Source organism: Syntrophotaleaceae bacterium (genome assembly GCA_041390365.1).
Lineage (GTDB): Bacteria > Desulfobacterota > Desulfuromonadia > Desulfuromonadales > Syntrophotaleaceae > JAWKQB01.
The window spans coordinates 764,917-787,835 of sequence record JAWKQB010000002.1 but is presented as its reverse complement, the minus strand read 5'-3'; the positions used below and the strand labels follow the sequence as shown (position 1 = coordinate 787,835).

Sequence of the window (22,919 nt, the reverse complement as noted above, 5' to 3'; positions counted from 1 at the left end):
CACACCTCGGCACTGGGGGATGTTCCTTGAATCATATCCAAAGCAACCTTGTAAAATGATAAAGACCCAAGACAGATCAGGATATGTTTCAAACAGTTATCTCTGCCGGCAGTAATCCGAATGCAACAGGTCTTCTGTTTTGAAAACCTGAAGCGGGTTACAACAGCAGTTCTATAGACTGGGAATTTTAGGCAGGAGAAGTGGAATATGAATTTTATCTAAATTACAATCCCCTGACCATCCATCAAACAAAAAAGACCAAATAATTGAATTATGAAATCTACGACATTTGAGACTACTATGAAATTCCTTACTGTCAACCTGTCCCAAACCTTGGCAAAATCAATATTTCTATGATCGCTTGAAGACATGCAATCTTAATACGCACAAAGATATTAGCAAGGCTCATACCAAACCCCATTTCACCGTTCCTCCGGGGGGTTTTCTATTGGCGAGCTAAAATATTTCGCCTCGAAACAGGGGAAAGTGTTTCCAATAGATACATAAGGGCCTTCAATGGTGTTTCCAAAGGATACAGTTGGAATAAGATGGCTAATTTCCGGATGAAGATTGTTTCCGATGGGGACAGAGCAAGGTGTGAGGAATTAAGGTCGGTAACGAGTTGCTATGGTAAGCAGGGGGTTATGCTTCAACCACATCAACCAGCAACAAGCCCCTAACATCCACCCTTAAGGCGTTTGTAGAGGGCTTTGCGGGACATGCCCAGCATGCGGGCAGCCATGGATTTGTTGCCGTTGCAGTTTTCGAGGGCGTCGCGGACCGCCTGGGCTTCGATTTCCTTCAAAGAGGAAAAACTTGCCCTCTTTTTGAGAGGTATTTTCCGGGCACCCAACTCCTCGGGGAGTTCCCGTTCGGAGATTTCCTTGCCCCGTGCGAGAACCACGGCACGCTCAAGAACGTTGCGCAACTGACGGACATTGCCGGGCCAGTCATATCCCTCCAGAATTCTCAGCACTTCCGGCGAAAGGGACAGTATTTTGTTTTCCCGGGCACAAAACTCCCGTAGAAAAGCATGGGCGAGCAGGGAAATATCGGACTTCCGTTCCCGCAGGGGAGGCACCACAATGCAAAAAACATTGATTCGGTAAAAGAGGTCCTCCCGAAAATGTCCCTTTCCGACCTCCGCAGGCAAATCCCGGTTGGTGGATGCGACCAGCCGGAAATCGACGCGGATCTTTCGGTTGCCGCCCAAACGCTCAAATTCTTTTTCCTGCAGCACCCTGAGCAGTTTGGCCTGCACGCCGATATCAAGTTCACCTATTTCATCCAGGAACAGCGTTCCCCCGGCGGTCTGTTCGACCTTGCCGATGCGCTGCTCACCGGCCCCGGTAAAGGCACCTTTTTCATAGCCGAACAGCTCGGACTCAATCAACTCCTTGGGCAGGGCAGCACAATTGACGGCCACGAACGGCCGGTCTTTCCGCACGCTCTCGAAATGCAGCGCCCGCGCTATGAGTTCCTTGCCCGTGCCGGTTTCTCCACAGATCAGGACGCTGCTTCCGGTATCCTTGACCGCCTCGACATTCTCCATGATCTTGCGGCTGGCCGTCGAGCCACCGACAAACGCCGGCTGTCCTTGGTCGTTGTGCCGATTGGAGATCTGCGCTTTGAGCAGACACACTTCCCGTTTGAGACGACGCTGCTCGACGGCACGGCAGAGAATCCCTTTGAGGCTGGCATAATCAGGCGGTTTGACAAAAAAATAGAAGGCCCCCCGGGTCATGGCTTTTACAGCCGATTCGACTGAACCGAAGGCCGTGAGAAAAATCACCGGGATGTCAGGGAATTCAAGACAGATATCCTCAAAGAGTTGCAATCCGTCTTCCCCAGGCATGCGGACATCTGTAATCACGGCATCGAGATCATGATCCTGCAAAAGCCGCTTGGCTTCGGCCGCACTGTAGGCCTTTTCCACCAGAAAACCATCTTCCTCGAGAATGGCGGAAAGGACCCTGACGGCATTTGGTTCATCGTCCACCAGCAAAATATTTCCTTTGCTCATCTGTCCGAATCTCCAATGCCTGAATCTGCGGCAGGCAGCATTAGACGGATGCGGGTTCCACTGCCTTCCTTGCTGTCGACTTCGAGAAAACCCCCGCAGGAATAGACAACTTCTCGGGTAATAAAGAGGCCAAAGCCACGATCCCGACTCCTATCGGGTTCGCTTTGGGGATTATACAGTGCTTCTATCTTTTCCTGGGGCATGCCGGGGCCGTTGTCGGCCACCTCCACGAAAATAAAATCCCGTTCATTCCTGCGGACCTTCCCACTCGAAAGCCTGATCCAGCCCCCTGGTTCAAGAACAGCAATAGCGTTGTTAAGAAGATTGAGAATCGCCTGTTCCATCTGGAAGGCATTGAACCGAAGAGGTACAACAGAGGCGCATTCGAGTGTAATTTCTACTCCTGCGGCCTGAGCCTGCAAGGAGGTGTAGACAACAATTTTTTTCAGCAGGTCGTTAATGTTGAGAAGAACCGGGGAATGGTCATGAAAGGAGGTAGCGAGAAAACCACTGATGAACCGCTCGAGCCGAGCAATCTCCTCCGTCATGATACCTGTGAATTCATCAAGTTCCGGATCGGAATGGTACCGGCTGCGAAGGTAGGTTACCGCTCCCTTGATGGCATTGAGAGGGTTGCGAACCCCGTGGCTAAGCATGATGACAAGTTTGTCCATCTCCTCCGACCGATGCAGTCGGCAGGGCTGCCCAGAGGATTTGCTGCCGTCATAGGCCAACATGCGGATACGGGCTCCGGCAAGGATGCCTTCCTTTTCAAATGGTTCAATTGCCAGATCCGCACACAAGGTCGAATCCGGCCATTCCAGGCGGACCCTTTCTAGGCATAATGCTGTCCGATGTGCCAGAGCCCAGCCGACAGCGTCCTGACTATGATAGATCAGCTGGGGAATAAACCGGGTGTAGGGGGCGCCTAACAAATCCTTTGAATCACCTGCATGAGCTTGACCCGCATGCTCTTGGCAACTGGTGATGCAAAGATTTTTGTCAACGCAGAATTCCAGAACGAGCATTTCGTATAATCAACTCAACCTGCCGGGGTTGGAAAAACCTGCAATTAATCCCTGCCATAAAATTGAACCGCAGAAAATGCGGCTGTCAAAGGTAAAAAAGTCAAAATTATGACTATTTAGAAATAACAAATACGGCTCTCAAAAGCAAATAGTTTCCAAAAATAGCACAAACCTGGACAAAAGCTGAAGTGCAGGCAATTGCGGGGTGGGCGCCCTCAGAGATAACTTCAAAAGGCGTGCCGAAGCTTGTGTGGGGAAGTTCCCGTATGATCCCAGAGCTGAAGCGGGTTGAGGAGGATTGAAGAAGAAGAGAACCCCAAAAACTCTTTTGAACAGGTTTGATCGAGTAGGGTGAGGCGAACTGATCAGGTTCGCCTCATCCCTCTCACAGAACCGTGCGTACGGGCCTCGTACACGGCTCCTGTCTTTTCTTTCTCTCAGTAGTCCTGAGGCAGGTATCCGGTTTGTACCGAAGCCATCTCAAAAAGACCCAATTCCCTTAAATAGCTGTTGGGAATGGCGTAGTTAGCCAGATTGCTGGCGGCATTGCACCAAGAGTTCATCTTTATTGCCTTGAACTCCCCCTGATAGCCAAGCTGTCTCAATCTGCGGTGCAGCCTTTGGGGCTTTTTCCACTGTCTCAACTGCTTGGCTCGCAGGCGCCTTCTGATCCACTGCATCAGCGCTCCAAACTCTTTGCGGCAGTTGGCCACTCGGAAGTAGTTGGCAAACCCGCGTATCACCGGATTCAGGTCGGCAATGACCTTGGCCAGGTTGACTGGCGAGTTGCGCTGGGTGATTTTCTTCACCTTGTCCTTGAACTCGCGCACCTTCTCTCGCTTGATCCGGGTGTACTTGGTGTGGATCGTGACGCCAAGATAGCTGACGCCCTCGAAGCTGGAGACGATGCGACTTTTTTGTTCATTGACGGTAAGGCGAAGCTCCTTTCCAGGTATTCTCTTGCCACCTTGAGGGCATGGTGTGCCGCGCTTTTCGAGCGGGTGAGGATCAGAATATCGTCCGCATAGCGGACGATTCGATACCCCGACTCTTCATGAACTGGTCGAAAGCATCGAGGTAGACGTTGGCGATGAAGGGGCTGATGACCCCGCCTTGGGACTGCCTTCTTCGCTCGCCTGCCACCCTTCCATGGTCATCACCCCACTTTGCAGAAACATCCGCAGCAGCCCCAGAATACTGCCATCGGCGATCTTCCGGCGAAAGCTCCGAAGGATGAGATCATGGTCCAGGGTGTCAAAGCACCGCGAAAGGTCCATGTCCGCCACCCACTTGAACTCATACCGCCGGATGAACAGGCTGGCCTTGGCGATCGCCTGGTGTGGGCTTCGCCCGGGCCGATAGCCGTAGCTCGATGGATGAAATTCCGGATCGAATAGCGGCTGCAGAATGTTCAGCAAGGCTTGCTGGACAACCCGGTCGCGAACCGCGGGAATGCCGAGCAACCGCTTCCTCCACCGGCTTTGGGGATTTCGACCCGCTTGACCGGTAAGGGGCGGTAGCTCTTCTGCCGCAGTTCGCGTACAAGCAGGGCGATCTCTTCGGGCAGATGCGCGGCAAAATCCTCCACGGACTGCCCGTCGATGCCGGGCTTGCCCTTGTTGGATTTGACCTTGGCATATGCCTGAAGCAGTCCCTTCTCATGCACCATGCGGTCATAGAGACTGTAGTATTTCTTCGCCATGCTTGTTCCTGCGTCTCCTTGCCCTGCCCCTTCCGCCGTGCCTCGCGCTCTTGGCCGGAAGACCGTCGCCTTTTATCCCTCATGGGCAATCTACGACAGCGTATCCCGGTTACTTCGCTGGACGACCATTACCGGCAGACCCTGTCACGGGCTACCGCCGTTAGCGTGTCCCACCCCGTCGGGCGGCTTGTGTCCGGCGTGACGTGAAAATGCAGTTTCCGAAGACCTTCGAGTAGACGTCATCCCTTCGCATTCCGCTCATGGCTTTTGGCACATGGCGGCCCCCGCCGACCAAGCAGCGGATCATCCCGGTTTTACCCTCCAGTCTGTTACCAGCTTTCACAGGCCGGGACTTCATCACTACTACGGAATCTTCTGCCACCTCGCACCGCATCGCTTGGCCTTGAGTCTCCTCTTGTGCCGCCCTTTTCCGGAAATCGACCGCCGATTTTCGGAACGATACGAGCTTCCCCAGTTACTACGAGTTCCCTGTGAGCTACGCCATCCTCAACCACGCCACGGGTCTGACCAGGTATCGGGCTTCGCGCTATTTAAGACGCTTGCCCACCCGCAGCGCCGAATCAGGTTCGCTTGCGCTATGTGCAGATCACTTCCTATCGCTTCCTTCAGACCCTGCCGTTGCCAGCAACGCCCTTGCGATTCGGATTGTCTTCCCCCTGGTCGGGGTGACGCCTGTTTCTTTCAACAGGCCGGGTTTGCCCGCTTCGCTGGGCAAACTAAAAAAGCCCCGCCGGAATGGCGGGGCTTGTCGATATTCTATTTGTCCGGCTAGGCAATATTCGCCCGGACTTGTTTCCAACAAGCCGTCATGCTTTTTTGCGGCACCGGATATAGCCCAAACCGGTCAAACCAGCTCCGAGCAGCAACAGGGTGCCCGGTTCGGGAACGGGAGCGGCAGCTTCAAACTGACGCTGCCTGCCATTGGAACCAGCGAAGTCAGCCACGCTATCGACATTATCGAGGACAAATTCGTAGTCTGCGCCCAAATAAATTCCCCTGTCCAAATTGGAAAGGTCGAACAGGGTGCTCCCCAACATAAAGGTCAGGTAATCGCCGCCTTGTCCCGAAACCGTAAAATCAAAACCGTCCCAATGCGGCCCCGCTTTAGCTTGGCCAAAGGTAATCATGTCTGAAAACATAATGGATGCACTGCCATCATTACCTTCCCAAAGGACCATATCGAGAGAATCAATGCCATCCACAGAGTAGGCGACATATCCCCTCCAGTCATAACGACCGTAGCTGCCGTCGATCTCCCTTCCGGTCCACCGCACAGACCAACTGGTGCGCGCAGCATTATTCGCCCAGATATAGTAGCCCGCCCCCTTGAAGTTGGGGTCATTAAAATCAGGGAAAGCCGAATTTCCGGTACCAAGGGGTGCATAAGGATTTCCCTGATAAATGGGCGTCGCCCATGCACTTCCTGCTATAAACAACAAGGCCAAGACAACGAAAGCAAACTTTTTCATATCCCTCTCCTTTTCAACGAATAATGGCCTTCTTCATTATTTGGATAGTAGTAAAAACCAAGTCTTTATCTACTCCCTTGCATCTCACATGCCAATCGTTAAAGCCATTGAATTTAAATGTTTTTTCTGCAAGGAACGCCCTGAAAACATACGCATGTAAATTATCTCGACAGCTGATACCTGATTGTACCTCTGATGGCATGCAACCATCTGTAATCATGCCCTTAAAAAGAAAAAACACCTCCAAGCACGGAGTAGGTGGGCACAAAAAATGAGATTGAAGTGGGTTTTGCACCAATGCACGAGTTACCCCAAAAAAAAGGCAGTAGACAAGCTACTGCCTTTTCCATATTGAAGACATCTCTGTAAAATTATTCGACAGTCAACCCCTGCTCTGAAAATTGGCCTGCACCCTTTCCAGAGCTGCCACAACCCGCGGGTCGTACTGGGAGCCCGCCCCCTGGCGAATTTGGGACAAGGCTTCTTTTGAGGTGAAGGCCTTCCGGTAGGGCCGGTCTTCGATCATGGCGCAGTAGCTGTCCACCACGGCCAGAACCCGGGAGATGAGAGGGATCTCATCGCCTTTCAGGCCATTGGGGTAGCCGCTGCCGTCGAAGTGTTCGTGATGGTGGAGAATGATACGCTTGACGTCTTCGCAGGGTTCGAAATCCTGCAGCAGTTCGAGCGTGCAGTAAGGATGGTTTTGCAGGGCGGTCATTTCCAGGCCGGAAAGATTGCGTTTCTTTTCCATCAGGCGGCGGTCCAGCAGGACCAGGCCTAGATCATAGATCAGGGCAATATAAAGGGCCTGTTCCCGATCCTTTTCCTCGGCCCTCAATTCCTTCATCAGGTTGCCGACCAGTTCCGGATAGCAGCTGCCCCGTTTTTCGTACCGGCTCCTGGCTGCAATCAGGCTGTCGAGAGAGGCTATGATGCCTCGATAGTCCTTTTGAACCTTGCCGGCCTGCCCCTTGAGATTTTCAATGAATTTGGAGATACGCTCGACCATGACCTGAGCTACATGAAGGTCAGTTTCTGTGAAAGGCTCATCCGTGTTCTTGTCGGTCAGATTCAGCACTCCGATCACTGCTCCCCGAATCTTCAGAGGAAGGGACAGCAGGGACCTCGAGCTGTACTGGTGGCTGAAATAGGAACTGCCGAACCGGGGATCACCCTCGATATCCTTCACAAGCAGTGGCTCTCCCTCGGCTGCAACCCAGCCGGCGAGCCGGTCGCCTAAGCGAAGCCGGGTACCGCGGACCACATCTTCGTCGAGCCCGCGAGCGGAGCGGATAACGAGGTCTCCGTTCAGGCGGTCGCAGAGCATCAGAGAGGAGGTATTGACACCGAGGGTTTCGGAAACGAATTCCAGCATTCGCCCCATGGTCATATCGAGAGCCGCATCTTCCATCTCGAGAACCAACCGGGGAATGAGGAGACGGCAGAAAAAACCATTGTCCCCATTAGCGGTTTCCAGCTTCCAGCCGTTTGCCTCAACGGCCTTTCTTGCCAGAAAAAGCTTGAGCTTCGGCGTTGATTCCTGGCGCCCAAAATCCTCATTGGCTTGAAACAGGGTGCGCAACCGCGCTGCCGGCAACTTCTCCCCGGCCGAAAGAATCAGCTCAATGACCTCGTTTTCATGGACCGAAATGTGTAAGACAGCCCCCCTGCTCACCTGTCCGGCCAGCCCCTGAATAAGGTTGACCAACATCTGGCCAAACTGTATCCGATCGGCGACGAGATCGGGCCTGTCGCTCTCCGGATCGAGCTCCAGCCTGATCTGGTACTGGTTTAGGGATGCTTTGACCAGATGACTTTCCTGAATGTCGGCCAACAGCTCACCCAGAGAGATAATGGTCTTGCGGCCGACGCGGTTTTCATTTTCAAGCCGGAGGTAATCGAACTGTTTTTCCAGAATGGCGGTCATTCGTTCCGCTTCGCTGCTGATGATCCCCAGGAACTCCTCTTTGCTGGTGCTGACCCGGGCCGGGGTATTCTTCAAATAATACACGGCACCCATGATGGAATTGAGGGGTGTGCGCAGTTCGTGGGAGAGGCGGGTCAGAAAATCGGTCTTGGCGAGATCGGATTCGATGAGTTTGCGGTTCAATTCTTCTGCATGTGCAGTCTTTTCCTTGTATTTCCCTAGAAGATAGGCGTTTTTCAGAGCCAGGGCGGCCTGGCTGGCCAAAACCCGGACAAGGGAAAATTCCTCCTCACTGAAGGGACCTCCGCCCTTTTTGTCGTTGATGTTGAGCACCCCTAACAGTTCGTCCTGGCCGATGATCGGGCAGGAAATAAAGGAACGTGTCTTGTAGCGATCGCGGCCGGTTCCCTTGAATCTTTCATCATGTTCGATATCGATCACCAGCACCGGCTCCTGGTCCCGGGCGACCCTGCCGGCAATGCCTTCGCCGATCCTGACGCGGTAACTGCGGCCGAAAGCGGCCTGGAAACCTCGGCAACTGTGGATATACAGCTCTCCCCGGTTGTCCAGCAGCATCAGAGTGCCTTTTTCGGCACCGGTGTAACCGATGGCCAGATCGAGAATATGCCCGGAAATAGTCGGCAGGTCATCGGCACGGATGATCGCACGGCATATTTCGTCGATGACCTCCATGCCGGAGCGATAGTTATCCTGCAGTTTCCTGACGCTTTTCATCTGCTCACCGTTGACCGAACATCTGCCATGCCTATGACTCATAATGCAAAAAACAAGCCCCCGGATCGGAAGCATAAAACCGGACTCCCCGCAACCCTTAATGCAAAAATCCGTCCTTTTTCAATTCATTAAAGAAATCGGAACTTTAACAGGGGCCACTGCGTCCTATCCCGCGACCTGTAAAAAAACCCGACAGATTTGAGCATGAATTATAGTTAATTCTATCATGAAATTCGGAGAAGATGACCTGTCCCTTATAAAAGCTCAGTAAACCTTCACTTGGCAGGGGATCGAAAGGATGGACATTCAAGCATGACCGCTGTCGCTCCAGCGTATTTCGTCGTCGATAAACGACACTACGAAAAAGGCCGGTCCCCCTTTTCGGAAGACCGGCCTTTTTCCCCTTTCATGCTCGGAACTCAGTGCTTGCCGCAACCGGTGCATTTGTGGCCGCCGCCGGTATCGCCGCATTCAGGGGGGTCGGATTTCAAGCCGGTGGCCGCGATTTCGATGTCGAAGATCAATGTTTTGCCGGCCATTGGGTGGTTGGCGTCCATCTTGACCGCCTCGTCGTTGATTTCGCTGACCACGGCCGGGACAGGATTGCCGTTGGGATCGCGGAGATGCAGGCGCATTCCGACCTCGATTTTCATGTCCTCAGGAATTTGGGCGCGGGGGATATCGATGACCATCCCTTCCTGGCGAACACCGTAGGCCTGCTCGGGAGGAAGGGTGACGGTGGTCTTGTCCCCCTCTTTCATACCGACTACCGCTTCATCGAAACCCTTGATCAACTGGCCCGATCCTACAGTGAATTTAAGGGGCTGTTTCCCCTCGGAGCTGTCGAAGACCGTGCCATCCTCGAATTTACCGGTGTAATTGACGGCAATGGTATCGCCTGCTTTGATTGCTTCAGACATGTCTACTCCTTTGTTTGGCCGACAGCTGATTTTTCAGCGCCGGGCGCCGGATGTCAATTCTTGCTCCGGCAGGGATTATAGGATCCGCAATACGCAAATCGTAATGCTTTGGAGGCAAACCCTGGATTTACCAGAGACATCTTAAGCATTTTGCCCTCAGGTCTTACATTCTTACTACCCTCTATCGAATAACTGTTGAGGAGTCAAATCGGTCTCGACGATTTCGATGTCGAAAACAAGTGTCTTGCCGGCCATGGGATGATTGGCATCCAGGCGGATCTTGTTATCGAAGACCTCAACGACGGTGGCAGGGACGGCCCTTCCCCCTTCCAGAGGCAGTTTGAGCTGCATTCCTTTGGTAATGGTCATCATATGGGGCATGCTTGCCTTCGGCAGGTCGATGACGTACTCCTTCTGACGAACGCCATAAGCCCGGGCCGGTGACAGGGTGATAGTTTTTTTGTCCCCGGCTTTCATCCCCACAACGGCTTCATCAAACCCCTTGACCACGTGCCCGGCACCAACAATGAATTTAAACGGTTCGCGTTCCCGGGTGGAATCGAACTCGACCCCGTCCTGGAACCGGCCGGAATAGTGCACACTGATGATATCGCCACCTTTTATTGATTCGGACATTCGAAGTCTCCTTTTGCTCCCCAAGTCAGTCAGCGGCATTTAGCCACTAAATTTTTCAATGCTATTTGGACGCTGATCAATTCTGCTGCTTCGCATACGCGGTTCAATCAAAAAACGTCATTTCCGAGAGGTTTTTATCGGGAATCCAGCCTGTAAAATCCAACATGGATGCCCGATAGAATCATTCGGGCATGACGAATCGGCCTTATACGCATTCATCAGTGTTTATCCGCGTCCCAAAATGTCTTTTGCCCTTTTCAATGCTGTTAAAGCCATCGCAAAATCCCTCCGGGCTGTCAACAGATCGAAAACCAGCCCGGGGTTCCGGAGCAATTCTTTCACCAGCACCGGGATTTTGAGACGACCCTCTTCATTCAGCATCCGAAACAGGGCCGGGTGCACCCGCCGACATGGTCCGTCGCAGACAGCGCGCAGGACCAGACAATTCAATCCTGCGTCGGCGGCAACCCGGGCGACTGCGGCGCTTTCCATATCCACCGCCAAGGCACCGGTTGTTTCATGCAGCCGCCGCTTTTCTTCCGTGTCCAGGACCGGTTCAGACACGGTCATGACCGGTCCGGTGACAGGGACCAGTCCGAGGCCGCGTAATGATTTCAGAAGCTCCCCGGTCCCCGTACAGGTGGCAACAGCGGAGCCCAATTCGTTCAAAACCGTATCAGCGACTATCAACTGTCCGCAATTCAATCCCGGAGCAAGGCCTCCGGAAACACCCAAGACGGCCAGGGAGGTGACCTTCTGCCTGATTAACCAGCGCGCGGCTTCCAAAGCGCGCTTTGCACCTACCCCGCTTTGAACCCAAAGCAGTTCCCGCCTCCCCTTCGTGGTCGATCGGCATACGGGGCGTCCGTCCTCCATCTGCCAGCGACGTCCGGCCAAGGCCTTGGCTTCCTGTGGCAGGGCCACCACCAGGCCGGGCCTGTTACCAACAGCAGCTTTCAACGAGGATACCCCATATATTCAATACAATGCAAATCTGGTTGCTGGTTGCTGAGTTAAAAAATCCAAGGATCGACCCGATACCGATACCGATACCGATACCGATACCGATACCGATTTTACTCCTCACTCCTCACTCCTCACCCCCTAACCATCTGCCGCATAAACACTGTCAGCCCTTTCCAGGGATGGAGGGCGGTGTCGAGGACTGCGGTTGGTTCGAAACCGGAGTGAACCATGCAGTCCCGGCAGCGGGTATCGGCTTCGGTGCCATACCGGGACCAGTCGGTCTCTTCCATCAGCTCACGGTAACTGGCCGCATAGCCGTCGTTGAGCAAGTAGCAAGGGCGCTGCCATCCGAAAATGTTGACCGTCGGATTCCCCCAGGGAGCGCAGGGGTACTTCTGATTGCCTGCCAGAAAATCGAGATAGAGGCCGCTGTGGTTGAAACACCAGCCCCGGCCCTTCCCCATTGCAAAGATTTTGCGGAACAGGGAGTAAGTGCCGTCCCGGCCAAGAAAATTGTCTTTCTCTTCGGCGGATTCATAGTTAAAGGCCGGTGCTACGGTCATTCCCTCGACGCCGAGGGAGGTGAGAAAATCGAGGAAGCGGGAAGCGCTTTCGGGCGTTTCGTCTCCGAAAAAGGTGGTGTTGGTGGTCACCCGGAAGCCGCGGGCCACGAGCAGACGGATGGCTTCAACAGCGCTTCGGAACACGCCTTTCCGGCAGACCAGGGCGTCGTGCTTCTCGCCGAATCCGTCAAGGTGGATATTGAAGGTCAGATAGGGGGAAGGAGCGAACTGGTCGATTCTTTTCTTGACCAGCAGCGCGTTGGTGCAGAGGTAGACAAAACGTTTGCGCTTGATCAACTCCATAGCGATCAGGTGAATCTCCGGATGCATCAGCGGCTCGCCTCCCGGAATGGAGACGATCGGCGCCCCGCATTCGTCGGAAGCCGCCACGCACTGCTCCACCGTCATCCGCTTGCGCATGATTTCAGGCGGATGGGCGATCTTGCCGCACCCCCTGCAGCGCAGATTGCACTGAAAAAGGGGCTCGAGCATGAGTACCAGAGGGAAACGACGATTACCTGACAGCAGTTGCTTGAAGATGTAGGCGCCAAGACGCGCCTTCTGAATAGCAGGAACCCCCAAAACTTACTCCTTCTCAAATAAATCGTGAGGGGAGAGGGGTAAGGGGTTAAAGGGCAATTGCGCCTCACTCCTCACTCCTCACTCCTCACTCCTCACTCCTCACTCCTCACTCCTCACTCCTCACCGAATCCGCCCGCACAAATCATGCTGCAGTTCCAGCGCCTTCAGCCAGTCGCCTTCCTTTTCAACTTGAGAAAAGCCTTGACGAAACAGTTCGTGCAATTCCCGGCAGGCTTCTGCCGGCTGTTCATCGGCCAGCAGGGCTTCCACCAACCCCAGGCGGTTGGGATTGTATGCCGGGGCAAGCTTGACTGCCCGGCGATAATGCTCGGTGGCCTGGGCAGGATCGCCAATACTGACCGGAAAACCCGGGGCTCGCAGATAGAGTTCACCGAGCATCCGTTCCGGCCCCCCCTGGTCGATGCCGGGATCCAGACGGGCGGCGAGCAGCGCCTCCCGCTCGATGACCGGCACCAGTTCGAGCCCCTGCAAAGGGGACCCCTCGGCGACCAGGCCAGTCAGATAGGCCAGCAGATAATGAGCGAGGCCGCTTTTCGGCCAGGCGTCCACGGCTGCGACAGCCAGCTGCCGACCTTTTCGGGCTGCAGCAAGCCTGTCCGGAGTATCCTTCTGCTCCTGCTCGGCGAGATAGATCCAGCAGGCCGCGCCGCGAAATGCGGCCGCGGGGTCATCGCCGGCCTGTTGCAGAAAATCCTTGGCTTCGGCAGGGGTACAGGCACGACCGAACTGCACGTCCGGCGCAGCTCCGATGCCTTTTTCGGGAACGCCGGCAGGTTCGCCTGCCGGTTTCACGGGGGCGCAGGCCCCGAGCCAGAAAGCCGCCAGCAGCATGTATCCGACGACCCTTTTCATAGCCGGTCCTCGATGCCTATTTTTTACCGTTGCCGACATAACTCCCCAGTCCCGGGTCGGGAGGTCCGAACCCGTCTGTCTGCAGCAGTTGCAGCAGGTTTTGGGCTGCGGGGTCCTGTTTCATCTGCTGAAGAATCTCGGATATCCTCCGCTCCCTTTCGCCCGGGGGCCCGAAAGAAACGACAGGAGCGGTCGGCAGGGGCTCAGACCGGGTGATGACTTCCAGATCCTTGAACAGAGGCAATGCCTGCAAGGCCTGGTATTGGGAATAGTCCAAAATAACTCCGGCTGCTTGTCCCCGGGCCACGTCACGCAGAGCCCGCAATGGGCTGGAGGTCCCTTCAAGGGCAAAGGGGAGTTTGTCCGGCTCGACCGCGAACATCAGGCGCGCGGCGCTTTGCGGCTGGTACAGCATGGTTCCCAGGACAGTTCCCGCCACCTGCTGCCAGGATTGCGGTCCTCCCCTGGCAACCAGCAGGTACCAGCGTTCATGGGATTTGCCTCCCGGACGGGTGGAGGCGATGGGGTACATGTCGAGGCGGGCTCCGTACTCGATGAAAAACCCGAGACTGACGATTCCCCAGGTCGGCACCTTGGGTTTCAGGGCTTCGAGGGCCTCCTCGGTCATGTTGAAGTAGGCGCCTTCCACCGCCGTTTCGCCTTTAAGCTGCCGTTCCAGGTAATCGGCCAGTGCGCTCATCACCGGCCGGGCCTCCTCGGCGCTCCCCGGCTGGCCGGGCTGAATAACGAAGAAATCGAGATCTCCGGGCGTGGCCGGGGACCATGCGGGCATCAGGAGCAGCAGAACGATCATGGTGATTTTCAGCATTCCCATGCGCGAAAACCCCCTTTCCAGGTTATTCAAGATAGCTTAATAGATTGAAGAAAAAATTCAAAGTATCCGAAAACGACTGAAAGTCCGTTATATCTCACAGGTTCGCAAAGAAGCTGTGGTTAAAATCCCATTTCGTTGTCGTAATCGTAGTCGTCACCAAGGGCCATTCGGGGTTTGGTCTCGATGACGATTACGACAACGACAACCGTTCCGCTAACGCTTCACTGACAACGAGGAAAACCTTTTCGAACGATTTATGAATCGCCCCTCCGATTCAGTTTGAGCACCGCAGGCAGCACCAGCAGACAGCTGAGCATGCAGCTCAGGGACCCGATCACCAGGATTCCGCCGAGACTCGCCAGTCCTCGATGGTGAGCCAGCAGCAGACCGCCGAAGCCGATGGCCGTGGTGGCAAAGCTCAGACTGACGGCCATCGGGGTGCTGGTGGAAAAAAGCCTGCCCCCGGGGAGTTCTTTCCAGCGAGCGAGAAAATGGACTCCTCCATCGACGCCGATGGCGATCAGGATCGGAATCCCGAAGAAATTGGCCAGATTGAACTCCAGTCCCAGCCAGCCCATCAGAGACAGCAGCCAGACCAGCCCTACCCCCAGCGGAAGCAGAGTCAGCAGAACCTCCCGCAGGGAGCGCGTGTTGACGGCAAGCAGGATCGTGACCAGCACCAGGGTCATTGCGGCCGCGTACAGGAAGGTTCGCCGCATCAGCTGCGCCGATTCAAGCACATTGATCGGCACTCCGCTGACCTCCGGATCGACCCGGCGCAGATCCTGAACGAACTCTTTCAGATTTTCAAACCCCCACACGTTTTCCTTGGGGATTATCTTGACCTGCATTCTGCCGTTCCGGCCGATATAAAGGTCCCTCAACGAGGCCGGCAAATCCCCGGGTTCAACCGGTGGGGTGGACAGCCATGAATGCAGGTCATCGAGCAGTTCTCCGACTTCCCTGCGGGTATTCTGCTGCAGTGAAGCCAGCCGGGCTGCGGAAGCGGGTTCGGCCGCCAGATTTTCGGCTATCTCGTCGATCGTGGCGAGGATATCCCCCAAAGCCGCCAGTTCATCCCCTGCCCCGGCTGCAAACAGCTTTTCTTCCAGATCTTCCAGAGCCGTTTCCAGCCGCCTGAGGGAGCCGGTCAGCGCATCGGCCCCGGGAGGAGGAATTTCCCCGATTTCGGCGGGAAGAGGCTGGATCGAATCCGCGGCCGCGGCAAACAGTTCCTGCTTTCGTGACTGGTCATCCGGCAGCAGATCGAGCAGGCTTTCGACCTCGCCGACAGTCGGCAGACTCAGATACCTCTGCCGCAGTTCAGCAGTCTTTTCGAGACTATCGGCAACCGAGACCGCAAACCAGGTCGATTCTCCGGAAGCCTCGATCAGCCGTTTTTCGTAATCCACCGACTCCAGGCCCTCAGCCTGAAGCTCCAGCAGGTTGTAGCTGAAACGGGTTTTGGTCAGACCGGGCGCCAAAGCCAGGGTGATTACCGCCAGCACGGCCAGCAGAAAAACCGGCCGGTCGGAAACTTTCTCCAGCCAGGGCAGGGCCGACAGGCGGGGGGCGGATTCCGGAAACAGTTTTTTGCGTCCCGCCATCAGCAGCAGGGCGGGAAGCACTGTCAGCATGACGAGCAGACAGTGCAGAATCCCGGTTCCCCCGATCAGACCCAGTTCGGCAAGCCCCGTGAAGTCGGACCCTAGGACAGCATAAAAGGCGCAGACAGATGTGACGGCGCCGACAATCACCCCTGGCCCGGTCTGAAGCAGCGCCGTACGCACGGATGATTCGACATCGTGGCCCTCCTTGCGTTCCTCCACATAGCGCAAAACAATGTGGACGCCGAAATCGACCCCGATACCGACCAGCACCAGGGCGAAGACGATGGAGAGCAGGTTGAGCGATCCCACTGTGACGGTGGTGAAACCGAATGTCCAGGCGATGGCCATACCGAGGCAGGCCATGACCAGTACAGGGCGGAGAATGCCGTGGAGCACGGCCACGAACAGAAGACCGACCACAACCGCGGAAATCAGGGAGGCCCGGGTCATATCGGTATTGGTGGTACGCATCTCATCCGCCTGCAGAACGGGACGTCCGGTGAGCCCGGCCTGGATCGAGGGAAACTCCTTGCGGGTTTCGTTCAGTGCCTCGCGAACCAGGGCCAGGGGCGCGGCGATCACGTCCATGGTGCCGAAGTCCTTGGCCGGCAACAGCTGCATGATCAGAAACCGGTTGTTCTCTGAAAAGAAATACCGGGTCCCCTCATCCGTGAGATCGAACCGCGGCCCTTCAGTCTCCTGACCGGAGCGAGCCTTTTCAACCTGCCGCAGAAAATCTCCCAGCTTGTCCAGTGTCGGGCCGAAAAGCGCCGGGTCCATTCCCCCGGCAGACTGTCCCTCCCCGCCGAACAGGCCGGCCATCAGCCCGAAAAGATCGGCGAGATCGCCCTCCTGGAGCCAGCCGGCAGCGGACGGTCCCAGCAGCCTGACGGCTTCCGCCAGCTCTTCCGCCTCCTTCACGCTCGTATAATAAAGAAGCTGGCGACCCAGATCTTCCGGTGTGATGCGATAATAAATGCTGCGAATCAGATCCCCATGGACCTGCAGGCGCTGCGCCAATCGGTCCGCGAACTGTTTCGCCAAATCATGTTGCTGCTCGGTCCCGTCGACCTCGATGACCACATACAGAAATTCCTGGTCGCCGAAATTCCGCAGGTTTTCCAGATAACGCCGTTGGAAGGGGAGTTCCGCCGAAACCAGTTTGTCCTGGTCGGCATCCAGATGAAGGAAAAATACGGCGGCCAGAGTGGCTACCAGGGTGAGCAGCAGCGCAGCCGCCACCAGGGAGCGGGGTCGCCCATGCACCAGCCGCCAGATGCCCTCGAGACATCTGTTCTGTAAGCGGGACAGGAAAGTCATGAGCGTTTGAAGGAGCGTACGGCGAGTTTGCTGGTGGTTTCCCAGGCGGAACCCGGGAACCGGTGAACGTCCTTGAGCACCGCCTCCATGGCGTCGAGAAAACAGTCGGCATCCGCCCGATCGATCATCAGCGGCGGCAGAATCTTGACCGTATCCAGCCCATGTCCGGCCACCTGGGACAGGATGTGATGCTTTTCCAGCAGAGGCATGGTAATCATCTGGCCGAAGAGATCCTCATTCATCTTATGCACCAGTTTCCAGCCGGTCTTCAGGGCCAGGGATTTGGGTTCGCCGAACTGCATGCCGATCATCAGCCCCTTACCGCGCACTTCTTGGAACAATTCGTAGCGGCCGACCTTTTCCCTCAGGCCGTCGATGATGTACTGGCCCAACTCTGCGGCACGGGCGGCCAGGTTTTCCTGCTCGAGAACGTGGAGGGTGGCCAGGCCCGCGGCCATGGCCAGATCGTTCTGACCGAAGGTGTTGGAATGGGCAAAGCAGCGATCCATGCTGTCGAATACCCTGGAATGGATCTCGCGACGGGCGATGACGGCTCCAACAGGGATAAACCCGCCCGACAGGGCCTTGGACAGGGTCATGATGTCGGGCACCACCCCCCAGTGATCGACGGCGAACATCCGTCCGGTGCGGCCGAAGCCGGTCTGCACCTCGTCGGCGATCATCAGGGTGCCGTACTTGTCGCACAGTTTCCGAGCCCCGGGCAGGTAATCGTCGTCCGGGACAAAAACCCCCTTGCCCTGGATCGGCTCGAAGATGAAGGCCGCCACGTCGCCACCGGAGAGGGCCTTCTCCAGGGCCGGCAGATCATTGAAAGGGATCTGGATGCAGCCGGGCAGGAGCGGCTCGTTCCGCTCCCGGAACTCGCGATTGCCGTTGACGGAGAGAGCTCCCAGGGTCAGCCCGTGGAAGGCGTGATCACAGTGGACCATCTTGTAGCGACGGGTCGCCTGGCGGGCGAACTTGAGAGCCCCTTCGACGCTCTCGGCTCCCGAGTTGGTGAAGAAAACCGCCTCCAGGTCTCCGGGGGTGATCTTCGCCAGCGCCTCGGCCAGCAACCCCGAGATGCCCCCGAGATCCATCTGCACCAGATTGGCAGGATTGCTGTCCAGCATCTCATGCAGCACCTGGGCGACGAAGGGATGATTGCGGCCGATGTTGAAAACGCCGAATCCGGCGAGAAAGTCGAGCACGTCCCGGCCATGGGCGTCGGTCAAACGCGCTCCCTTGGCGGTAGTGTAGTTACGGTTGAAACCGATGACTTCGAGTACGCGGACAAACTGGGGATTGATGTAGCGGCGATGCAGCTCGTAGGTTTCATTAAGCCGGGCTCTGACCAATGATTGGATGTCCATGGCAAGAAAACACTGCTCCATTGAGAGGGATTTGTTGGTCACGGCGGTCCAAATCTGTCGATTATACCTCCTGGTAGATCCGGTCACCGAGTCGGCCGCATTTTAGGCCACCCGGTCCCTTCTGTCTATTGAAAAGCGGTTGCACGTTGCTGGTTGCTCGTTGCTAGTAAAGAATTTATGCGCCACAAGCCACAAGCCACAAGCCACGAGCTACGAGCGTCTATCTCACCACCACCATTTTCTGCAGTGAAGCGGGAAGCAGATTCTTCATCTCCTGAGTGGGAACCCAGGCCGGGATGAACGGCGGCTGACCGTGTTTGTCGAGGATGGCTAGCCCCCCCTGGGGATCGATCAGGTAGGCCAGGAAGGCTTCCGCAGCTTCACGATTCGGCGCATTTTCAAGAAGGGCGATGCCGTAGGCGCAATATTCACCGATGCGATCCAGGTAGGTGCCCGGTTTTTCCCCGGTCACCCGGACAGTCGCCTGCCGATAAAAGGAATTGTTTTCGGGCACGGCCAGGTTGAGATGCTCATCGATGGAAATGAATTTCAGATTATGCTGGAGGGCGAGGGACCGGTAGGTCCAGATATAATCCATCTCTCCGTTCTGAAGCAGGGAGGTCAGACTGACCGCCTTGTCCCGCAGGTTTTGCTTGGGACGGTTGGCGAGAAGCTTTTCGTAGAGACCCGGCCGCCGGTAATATTTTTCGGCGAGCTGCATGGCCATGAGGGCCCGGTATCCGCCGGGATCGACATTGGGGTCGGAGTGCCCCCACACGACCCCCTTTCGGCCCAGGATGTCATACCAGGTGTCGGAACTGAATTCGCTGGCGTGGCGGCTCCGATCGTTATAGGCCAGCACCACCTCGTTTGTAGCAAAGCGGATGTTGATTCTGGCATGGCTGGGAATGAGGCTTTTGTCGATGACCTGATAGTCGGCCGCCGCCATCAGATCGGCCGGTTTGCCGACCTCTGAAATCAACCGGGCGATCCGTGTGCTTCCCCCCATCTCCCGCTGAATGTCGACCTTGGGAAAACGGGCCTCGAACTCCTTCTCCATTTCGGCGAAGGGGACGGTAAGACTGCCGGCGTGAAAGATAATCAGCTTCCCTGCCGGCTCGGCAAGAAGGGAGCCGGGAAAAAGAAAACCGATCAGCAGCAGGAAACAGATGAAAGACAAGCACCGATACATTGCAGAAGCCTCCCTTTTTAAAAATGGTTATCCACCAAGAAACTGGTTCTTTTCGTTGTCAGTCACGCGCTAGCGGAACGGTTGTCGTTGTCGTAATCGTAGTCGATGGTTTTGGGGACGATTACGATTACGACAACGACAACGATAAAAACAAGGGCCGCGAATACTTCTTAAAACAGATGCAGGTCCCCGGGATCGAAGCCGAGGTAAACCTTCTGTCCTTCAAGGAAACCCGATTGGAGCAGGTTCTTCCGATCGAGATAGGTTCTGAACTCACCCTCACCGCAACGCACGCTGACTTCGTGGACAAACCCCAGGTTGACGATCCGGCTGATCACTCCGGGGCAGGCCAGGTGATCGCTGGAAAAATCTTCGCCGATCCCGAGGGAAATGGCTTCCGGACGCAGGGCGGCGTGCCGGAATGCGGTAAGAGGGCCTGAAGGCATCGGAAAGCTGAGACCGCAGAATTCGATACGCTCCCCTGACATGCTGGCCGGGAAGATATTCTTCATGCCGACAAATCCTGCGGCGAAGGGGGTTTGGGGGCGATGGAAAATTTCCTCGGCGGTGCCGACCTGTTCCAGTTGTCCCTGGCGGATCAGGGCGACCCGGTCGGCCAGACAGAGGGTTTCTTCAAAATCATGGGTGACCATCAGAAAGGTCATTCCCAACTCCTGATGGAGTTTTTTCAGCATCTGGCGCAAGTCCTCCCGAAAACCCGGGTCCAGTGCCGAAAGGGGCTCGTCCAGCAGCACCACCGAAGGGTTGACGCTCAGGGCGCGGGCCAGGGCTACCCGCTGTTTTTCCCCCCCGCTGAGATGCAGGGGTTTACGCTGTCTGATCCGCTCCAGATCCAGCATCCCGATCAGCCGTTCCACTCTGGCCTCGCTGTCCTTCTCATCCTGTTGAAAGTAGCGCAATCCGAAACGGATATTGTCGATCACCGACAGATGGGGGAAAAGAGAGTAATCCTGGTAGACGATACCGATACGCCGCTTTTCGGGGGGCAGATGGGTCACCTCCCGGCCGGCCACCTGAACACGTCCGCTGGTCACCCGCACCAGTCCGGCAATCGCTTCAAGGATGATGCTCTTGCCGGCGCCGGTAGGTCCCAGCAGCGCGAAAAACTCGCCGGTCGCGATATGCAGAGAGATGTTCCGCACTGCGAACCCCGGAAAAACCACCGATACGTCCTCCAACCGGATCATGATCGATGCCTTTGCAGGAAAACCAGAAGGTCAGGGTGCGACGCGCTCATGATTCGGTCTCCCGTCGGGAAAGCGATACAAGCCTGAGTGACAGAAAAAGGGCCAGGCAGGCCAGGATCAGCCAGAACGCCACCGGCTGGGCGTACTTGAGTCCATAAGCGGTGAATCGCTCGAACATCAGGACCGGAGCGATCATGGGATGGTAGGCCACAATCACCACCGCTCCAAACTCGCTCACCGCCCGGGCGGCACACATGATCACGCCGCTGAGAATGTGCCGCCAGGTCAGCGGCAGGGTCACCCGGAAGAAGGTGGCGGCCCGGCCGGCACCGAGACTCCTGGACACATGCTCCAGGCGCACCGGCACGCTCTCGAAACCCGCCTTGGCGGCGTTGATATAAAATGGCAGACCGACAAAGGTCAGGACGGCGATGATTCCGGTCACGCTGCCCATGATCCGCAAACCCAGAGCGCCCATCAGCTGACCCAGGGGACGCTCCCGTCCCAGCAGGCTCAGGATGGCAATGCCGACCACGGGATGGGGTATCATGATAGGCAGATCGATGATGCTTTCCACCAGCTTCTTTCCGTAAAACCGGTGCCGGGCCAGGAGGTAAGCCAGGGGGGTGCCGAAAACAACGGAAATCAGCGCGGCGGCGGCGGCCGTATAGACGGAAAGCCAGATGGAGGCCAGCACTTCCGGATCGCGGATGGTCTCGATCAGACTGGCCAGGGAAGGCTGGGAGACCATCTGGTAGAGAGGCAGAACGATGAAAAGGAGGACCAGGGAGCTGGAGAAAAAAAGGAGGTAAAGAAAGGGGCTGCCGAAAGTAAATTTACCCTCACCACTCTTTCTCTCAGAATTTCCAAGACTTGAAGACGTTTCCGGCATAAGGTTCAAGACACTTAAGGCATGCGGATCCAGGGATCCTTTGCTGTCCATGGGGTCGGTATATCCTGGCGAATATAGCGAAGGAAAAGGATGATTGTCAAGCCGGGGAGGTTGCGAAAACCCTCGTATTCAACCCGGCAATGCTGAGCGTTCAGGGGTAGAATCTCCTTGCAAACGGAACGATTTGCTTTAAAATGTAGCGGTCATTTTTTCATTTGATTTCAAAACTCTCTATGAAAGGAAAAACTATGAAATCCGGACTGTTGGCCCTTATGTGCCTTGCCTTGGTGGCTACCGGCGCTCAGGCTCAGGAGGGTGCCGCTCCGAAAACCGAACAGCAAAAAGGCAGCTATAGCCTCGGCTACAAAATCGGACTCGATTTCCGCAATCAGATCGGCGACCTCGATGCCGACAATCTCGTCAACGGGATGAAGGCGGCGCTTGGGGGCAAAAAACCGGCCATGTCGGAAGATGAGATGCGTCAGGCGCTGACGAACCTGCAACAGAAGGTGGTGGCACGGCAGCAGGAACAGATCAAACAGTTGTCCGATAAGAACCTCCAGGAGGGCAAAACTTTTCTGCAGAAAAACCGCCAGGCAGCAGGCGTGAAAACAACCGCAAGCGGTCTGCAGTACAAGGTGCTGGAAAAAGGCACCGGCAAGAAGCCCGGTCCCGAGGATATGGTGACCGTGCACTACCGGGGCACCTTTATTAACGGCACCGAATTCGACAGCTCCTATAAGCGGAATGAACCGGCCACCTTCAAGGTCAACGGGGTGATTCCCGGCTGGACCCAGGCGCTGCAGATGATGCAGGAAGGCGCCAAGTGGAAGCTCTTCATCCCCTCGGATCTGGCCTACGGCGAACGGGGAGCCCCGGGCATCCCCCCCAATTCCACCCTGGTTTTCGACGTGGAACTGCAGAAGGTTGAGAAGAAGAAGTAAAGGTTCAAAAGCGTGAGGAGTGAGGGGTGAGGGGTGAGGAGTTAAACCTTGCTTCACCCCTCACGCCCTGCTGCCTTGGCTCTGCGGCGTCTGCCTTACG

The 22,919-nt window shown here is 56.0% G+C and carries 19 protein-coding genes; 1 reads left to right on the top strand and 18 read right to left on the bottom strand.

The window, feature by feature from the left end:
* Positions 1 to 676: 676 nt before the first annotated feature.
* From R2940_10815 to R2940_10730, 18 genes are all read right to left on the bottom strand, one after another.
* Positions 677 to 2,023: a sigma-54 dependent transcriptional regulator gene (locus R2940_10815; protein MEZ4600265.1), complete on the bottom strand. Its 1,347-nt coding sequence runs from the start codon at positions 2,021 to 2,023 to the stop codon at positions 677 to 679.
* Positions 2,020 to 2,826, bottom strand: a complete 807-nt coding sequence (locus tag R2940_10810; protein MEZ4600264.1) for a HAMP domain-containing sensor histidine kinase — start codon at positions 2,824 to 2,826, stop codon at positions 2,020 to 2,022. The genes R2940_10815 and R2940_10810 overlap by 4 nt, the downstream gene beginning before the upstream one ends.
* A gap of 662 nt (positions 2,827 to 3,488) precedes the next feature.
* Positions 3,489 to 3,881, bottom strand: coding sequence for a group II intron maturase-specific domain-containing protein (locus R2940_10805; protein ID MEZ4600263.1), 393 nt, complete (start codon positions 3,879 to 3,881; stop codon positions 3,489 to 3,491).
* A gap of 222 nt (positions 3,882 to 4,103) precedes the next feature.
* Positions 4,104 to 4,514: a reverse transcriptase domain-containing protein gene (locus R2940_10800; GenBank protein MEZ4600262.1), complete on the bottom strand. Its 411-nt coding sequence runs from the start codon at positions 4,512 to 4,514 to the stop codon at positions 4,104 to 4,106.
* Positions 4,463 to 4,753, bottom strand: coding sequence for a hypothetical protein (locus R2940_10795; GenBank protein ID MEZ4600261.1), 291 nt, complete (start codon positions 4,751 to 4,753; stop codon positions 4,463 to 4,465). The genes R2940_10800 and R2940_10795 overlap by 52 nt, the downstream gene beginning before the upstream one ends.
* Before the next feature lie 827 nt (positions 4,754 to 5,580).
* Entirely contained in the window at positions 5,581 to 6,243 is a 663-nt protein-coding gene (locus R2940_10790; protein ID MEZ4600260.1) for a PEP-CTERM sorting domain-containing protein, read from the bottom strand.
* A gap of 382 nt (positions 6,244 to 6,625) precedes the next feature.
* On the bottom strand, positions 6,626 to 8,905 hold the full coding sequence (locus R2940_10785) for a GAF domain-containing protein (protein MEZ4600259.1): 2,280 nt from the start codon (positions 8,903 to 8,905) through the stop codon (positions 6,626 to 6,628).
* Between the two features lie 419 nt (positions 8,906 to 9,324).
* Positions 9,325 to 9,825, bottom strand: coding sequence for a peptidylprolyl isomerase (locus R2940_10780; GenBank protein ID MEZ4600258.1), 501 nt, complete (start codon positions 9,823 to 9,825; stop codon positions 9,325 to 9,327).
* A gap of 174 nt (positions 9,826 to 9,999) precedes the next feature.
* The gene (locus R2940_10775; GenBank protein MEZ4600257.1) at positions 10,000 to 10,461 is read right to left on the bottom strand and encodes a peptidylprolyl isomerase; all 462 of its coding nucleotides are present in this window, start codon (positions 10,459 to 10,461) and stop codon (positions 10,000 to 10,002) included.
* Between the two features lie 225 nt (positions 10,462 to 10,686).
* Positions 10,687 to 11,421 carry a hypothetical protein gene (locus R2940_10770; protein ID MEZ4600256.1) on the bottom strand — a complete coding sequence of 245 codons (735 nt, stop codon included), beginning with the start codon at positions 11,419 to 11,421 and terminating at the stop codon, positions 10,687 to 10,689.
* Positions 11,422 to 11,558: 137 nt separating this feature from the next.
* Positions 11,559 to 12,572 (bottom strand): adenosyl-hopene transferase HpnH, encoded by a 1,014-nt coding sequence (gene hpnH / locus R2940_10765; protein MEZ4600255.1) that lies wholly within the window; start codon positions 12,570 to 12,572, stop codon positions 11,559 to 11,561.
* Positions 12,573 to 12,692: 120 nt separating this feature from the next.
* Complete coding sequence (locus tag R2940_10760; GenBank protein MEZ4600254.1) at positions 12,693 to 13,445, bottom strand: hypothetical protein; 753 nt, start codon at positions 13,443 to 13,445, stop codon at positions 12,693 to 12,695.
* A gap of 16 nt (positions 13,446 to 13,461) precedes the next feature.
* Complete coding sequence (locus R2940_10755; GenBank protein MEZ4600253.1) at positions 13,462 to 14,280, bottom strand: PhnD/SsuA/transferrin family substrate-binding protein; 819 nt, start codon at positions 14,278 to 14,280, stop codon at positions 13,462 to 13,464.
* Positions 14,281 to 14,534: 254 nt separating this feature from the next.
* Positions 14,535 to 17,210, bottom strand: coding sequence for an MMPL family transporter (locus R2940_10750; protein MEZ4600252.1), 2,676 nt, complete (start codon positions 17,208 to 17,210; stop codon positions 14,535 to 14,537).
* Positions 17,207 to 18,583, bottom strand: a complete 1,377-nt coding sequence (locus R2940_10745) for an aspartate aminotransferase family protein (protein MEZ4600251.1) — start codon at positions 18,581 to 18,583, stop codon at positions 17,207 to 17,209. Before R2940_10745 ends, R2940_10750 begins: the two co-directional genes overlap by 4 nt.
* 220 nt (positions 18,584 to 18,803) lie before the next feature.
* On the bottom strand, positions 18,804 to 19,775 hold the full coding sequence (wtpA, locus tag R2940_10740; GenBank protein ID MEZ4600250.1) for a tungstate ABC transporter substrate-binding protein WtpA: 972 nt from the start codon (positions 19,773 to 19,775) through the stop codon (positions 18,804 to 18,806).
* Positions 19,776 to 19,945: 170 nt separating this feature from the next.
* Positions 19,946 to 20,983 (bottom strand): ABC transporter ATP-binding protein, encoded by a 1,038-nt coding sequence (locus R2940_10735; protein MEZ4600249.1) that lies wholly within the window; start codon positions 20,981 to 20,983, stop codon positions 19,946 to 19,948.
* 46 nt (positions 20,984 to 21,029) lie between these two features.
* Positions 21,030 to 21,926, bottom strand: coding sequence for an ABC transporter permease (locus R2940_10730; GenBank protein ID MEZ4600248.1), 897 nt, complete (start codon positions 21,924 to 21,926; stop codon positions 21,030 to 21,032).
* A gap of 197 nt (positions 21,927 to 22,123) precedes the next feature.
* Between R2940_10730 and R2940_10725 the strand changes: the two genes are divergently transcribed.
* Positions 22,124 to 22,819, top strand: coding sequence for an FKBP-type peptidyl-prolyl cis-trans isomerase (locus R2940_10725; protein MEZ4600247.1), 696 nt, complete (start codon positions 22,124 to 22,126; stop codon positions 22,817 to 22,819).
* Positions 22,820 to 22,919 lie beyond the last annotated feature (100 nt).